This is a genomic window from Desulforegula conservatrix Mb1Pa (genome assembly GCF_000426225.1).
In the GTDB taxonomy this organism is placed as follows: Bacteria; Desulfobacterota; Desulfobacteria; order Desulfobacterales; family Desulforegulaceae; genus Desulforegula; species Desulforegula conservatrix.
The window spans coordinates 1-2,959 of sequence record NZ_AUEY01000145.1 but is presented as its reverse complement, the minus strand read 5'-3'; the positions used below and the strand labels follow the sequence as shown (position 1 = coordinate 2,959).

At 39.1% G+C, this 2,959-nt stretch carries 8 protein-coding genes; 4 read left to right on the top strand and 4 right to left on the bottom strand.

Features of this window, described 5'->3' with window-relative positions:
* Nucleotides 1-240: helix-turn-helix domain-containing protein (locus K245_RS0121120; protein WP_332248680.1), on the top strand; the 240-nt coding region annotated here is incomplete at its 5' end.
* Nucleotides 241-260: 20 nt separating this feature from the next.
* Here K245_RS0121120 and K245_RS0121115 read toward each other — a convergent pair.
* The 4 genes from K245_RS0121115 to K245_RS0121100 all read right to left on the bottom strand — a co-directional run bounded on the left by K245_RS0121115 (nt 261) and on the right by K245_RS0121100 (nt 1,746).
* The gene (locus K245_RS0121115) at nt 261-443 is read right to left on the bottom strand and encodes a DUF7706 family protein (RefSeq protein WP_027360758.1); all 183 of its coding nucleotides are present in this window, start codon (nt 441-443) and stop codon (nt 261-263) included.
* Nucleotides 444-542: 99 nt separating this feature from the next.
* On the bottom strand, nt 543-1,091 hold the full coding sequence (locus tag K245_RS0121110; RefSeq protein ID WP_027360757.1) for a hypothetical protein: 549 nt from the start codon (nt 1,089-1,091) through the stop codon (nt 543-545).
* Nucleotides 1,092-1,109: 18 nt separating this feature from the next.
* On the bottom strand, nt 1,110-1,520 hold the full coding sequence (locus tag K245_RS0121105) for a PIN domain-containing protein (RefSeq protein ID WP_051284515.1): 411 nt from the start codon (nt 1,518-1,520) through the stop codon (nt 1,110-1,112).
* Nucleotides 1,492-1,746: an AbrB/MazE/SpoVT family DNA-binding domain-containing protein gene (locus K245_RS0121100; protein WP_027360755.1), complete on the bottom strand. Its 255-nt coding sequence runs from the start codon at nt 1,744-1,746 to the stop codon at nt 1,492-1,494. Before K245_RS0121100 ends, K245_RS0121105 begins: the two co-directional genes overlap by 29 nt.
* Before the next feature lie 180 nt (nt 1,747-1,926).
* On the opposite strand from K245_RS0121100, the gene K245_RS0121095 reads away from it, so the two are divergent.
* The 3 genes from K245_RS0121095 to K245_RS27925 all read left to right on the top strand — a co-directional run bounded on the left by K245_RS0121095 (nt 1,927) and on the right by K245_RS27925 (nt 2,862).
* Nucleotides 1,927-2,148 (top strand): AbrB/MazE/SpoVT family DNA-binding domain-containing protein, encoded by a 222-nt coding sequence (locus K245_RS0121095; protein WP_027360754.1) that lies wholly within the window; start codon nt 1,927-1,929, stop codon nt 2,146-2,148.
* Nucleotides 2,148-2,540 carry a type II toxin-antitoxin system death-on-curing family toxin gene (locus tag K245_RS0121090; RefSeq protein WP_027360753.1) on the top strand — a complete coding sequence of 131 codons (393 nt, stop codon included), beginning with the start codon at nt 2,148-2,150 and terminating at the stop codon, nt 2,538-2,540. Before K245_RS0121095 ends, K245_RS0121090 begins: the two co-directional genes overlap by 1 nt.
* A gap of 169 nt (nt 2,541-2,709) precedes the next feature.
* A complete protein-coding gene (locus K245_RS27925) occupies nt 2,710-2,862 on the top strand; it encodes a hypothetical protein (RefSeq protein ID WP_156906876.1) in 153 nt (50 codons plus the stop codon).
* Nucleotides 2,863-2,959: the final 97 nt, after the last annotated feature.

Sequence of the window (2,959 nt, the reverse complement as noted above, 5' to 3'; positions counted from 1 at the left end):
CTTGAAATGAAAAAATCAGAAGAAATTTTTGGAAAGATTTTGAAAAAAATCAGGGCTGAAAAAGGCTTTTCACAAGAAAAGCTTGCCCTTGAAGCGGACCTTGATCGTACTTTTATTTCTTTATTGGAGAGAGGTTTGAGACAGCCGTCATTAAATACCTTACTTCAGATTTCAAAATCCCTTGATATAAAAGCCAGTGAAATAGTAGCTCAAGTTGAAATAGAACTATCAAATATTTAACAAACAGTATTCCTTGACTCCTAATTATCTTGGCGAAAACCATATTCAGCCAGAGTTTTCCTGATTTTTTCTCCGGCATCCTGCATCAAATAAGCTTCGTCGGTTGTCCTTGCCTTGGCCGTATAATCACTTAATCCCATGCGTTTTAAAAATTCTGAAAAAACTTCTGCGTCTTTTTCTGTTAGTTCCAGAGTAATTATCATCTTTGTTTCCTGTTTTATGTACTCAGACAACATTCTATCCTAAAAGACATGGTACAATTCCGTCCATGAAGCCGAAAGGCCTGTAATCATAAATTTGGATTAACAACAGGTTTCAGATTCAGTTTTTTCCCGTGGATGATGTGCTCGGTAGTCTGAGTATAGCTTTTTGATAAGCTCCTCAAGTGTCTGATTGCCTATAAAGCCTTCATTATGAACCCGCTCTTTCTCTATTCTATCTTCTTCTATTTGTTTTCTATGTGCTGCGACATCTAAAGGCCCAAACCTCTCTTCCAGGTCTTTTTTCATTTCCTGCCACGAGATCGTTTTTGCCGTACCGTCCTCCAGTGCCATGCCCCTCTCATCAAGTACAGAACCTATGGGATCATTTTCTCTTTCATATCCTGGCTCCGGGATGTTGTCATAGTCAAGAACCGGCTGGCCAAAAGCTTCCGCCATCATGACCCAGGAATGCCGCAGGTCTTCTATATTATCTCCCAAAGGTGCGACGTGATCCTGGGTGATTGCTCCAACCTTACCATTATTATCGCAGAATGCCTCATGTATGGCATATGTGTAATCCACTCTTTCCTTATTGCTCTCAGGATCTGTATAGACATATCTTTTTCGTACAATACGATAATTCCACATATTGACCCTTTCTTTCCATCATGAAATGTCGGCTTTACAGCTCACTTTGTTCAGTTCTTTGTCAAAAGAAAAAAGAGATGCATCAGTTTCAGAAGCTTTTACGCAGAGAATGCAATCCACAATATCTATATTGCGCTCTGCAAAGAGTTTAAGCGCAGATATCAGTTCTTTCTGGTCATGGTTTGCAATTCCCTTATAATGCAGAATATCCGTAAGGCTTTCTGCTGCCATGCCTTTTGGAACCTTGTAGATTTTAACAAGAACATAGATACATTCAGTTATTACGCTTTCAAGAACTACGGCTTTTTTCTTTCCGTTTCTTACACTGTCAAAAAATTCTTTTGCCAATGCGTATTGTGCTTCGTCATCTCTTACCAGATATCTGATGATGACATTGGTGTCAGGAAGGCTCTTTATCTGTTTTTTCATGTATAGCCTCTTCCCATGCCATGTTTTTCATTTCCTGGATTGACATTCCCGGCTTCGCATTCTTTGCAAACTTGCTGAGAGTGCCTGCCGCATCCTTTACGGGTCTGATAACTATATCATCGTTAACAACTTCAAAATAAACAGATGTGGTCTGGAGCCGATTCCGGATTTCCTTTGGAATCGTTACCTGTCCTTTCTGTGTTATTTTTATGGCGTCTGTTATCATAAATATACTCCTAATTAAATTAGTATTACTTTTATATAAAAGTAATACTTTTTATATATATCCGTCAAGGAGAATAAAGTAAGGGTTTGATGACAACCTCATATTGTCGAGTTGTACTCGTATACTTGACTTCAGACCTCCTTCTGTTATAATTTATATTATAACAGAAGGAGGTTTTATATGCGCGTAACAGTAACACAAATTGGTAATTCAACCGGGTTAATCCTGCCAAAAGAAGCCGCTGCACGGCTGAAGGTTAAAAAGGGCGACAGCGTTTTTCTGACAGAAACGCCAGACGGTTATAACCTTACACCTTACGATCCAGAATTCGAGGATCAAATGGCTATTGCCCGACGAGGTATGAAAAAATACCGGAACGCTTTGCATGAGCTTGCCAAGTAATGACCTGGTGCTGGCTCAAAGAGACTGTTATTCTTGCTGTACACGATGAACAAATTGCCGAGCATGGCGGGAGGCAAGGTATTCGTGATATGGGCCTGGTTTCTTCGGCTCTGATGCGTCCGCAGCATCTTGCAGCCTACAAAAATCCTTCTGTTTTTGATTTGGCAGCTGCCTATGCTTTTGGAATAATAAAGAATCATCCATTTGTGGACGGCAACAAACGCACTGGCTTTCTTGCTTCTTATATTTTTCTTGTCTTAAATGGATGGGAATTGATGGCTCCAGAAGTAGATGCCGTAACAATAGTGCTTGCACTGGCAGAAGGCAAAATTGAAGAGATCCAGTTTTCAGAATGGCTCAAGACAAATTCTGTTACATTACCCCAGCATTGACCTTTTTTTTATACTGATAATCAAAGATCAGTCAATCACGACACATAAAAATTTTTAAAAGATTAAGTCCGATAAGGTAACATTATCGGAACTAATCTTCTTTTTTGCTCATCCCCTGGACATTGATTATTACGGTCTTATTTTGAGCAAAAAAAATTACGGAGGATAAATGAGAAAAGAAAAACCGGAGAAAAAAATTTTTGAGCCAGAAAATAATCCACAAGATTTGGATCCAAAGAAGAAAGGTCATGTAAGTGCAGCGGCTAAGTTTAATAAAGCTATAGATATTGATACGTTAGATGAGGATACTGTAAAAGAATGAAGACTTAATGCTCCCGTAAAAAGCTTGAAAACATATTTTTTTCATTTGAGTTGTCCTCCCGTTAGGATCTAAGGGGATATCCTCTATCGGCGGGGGG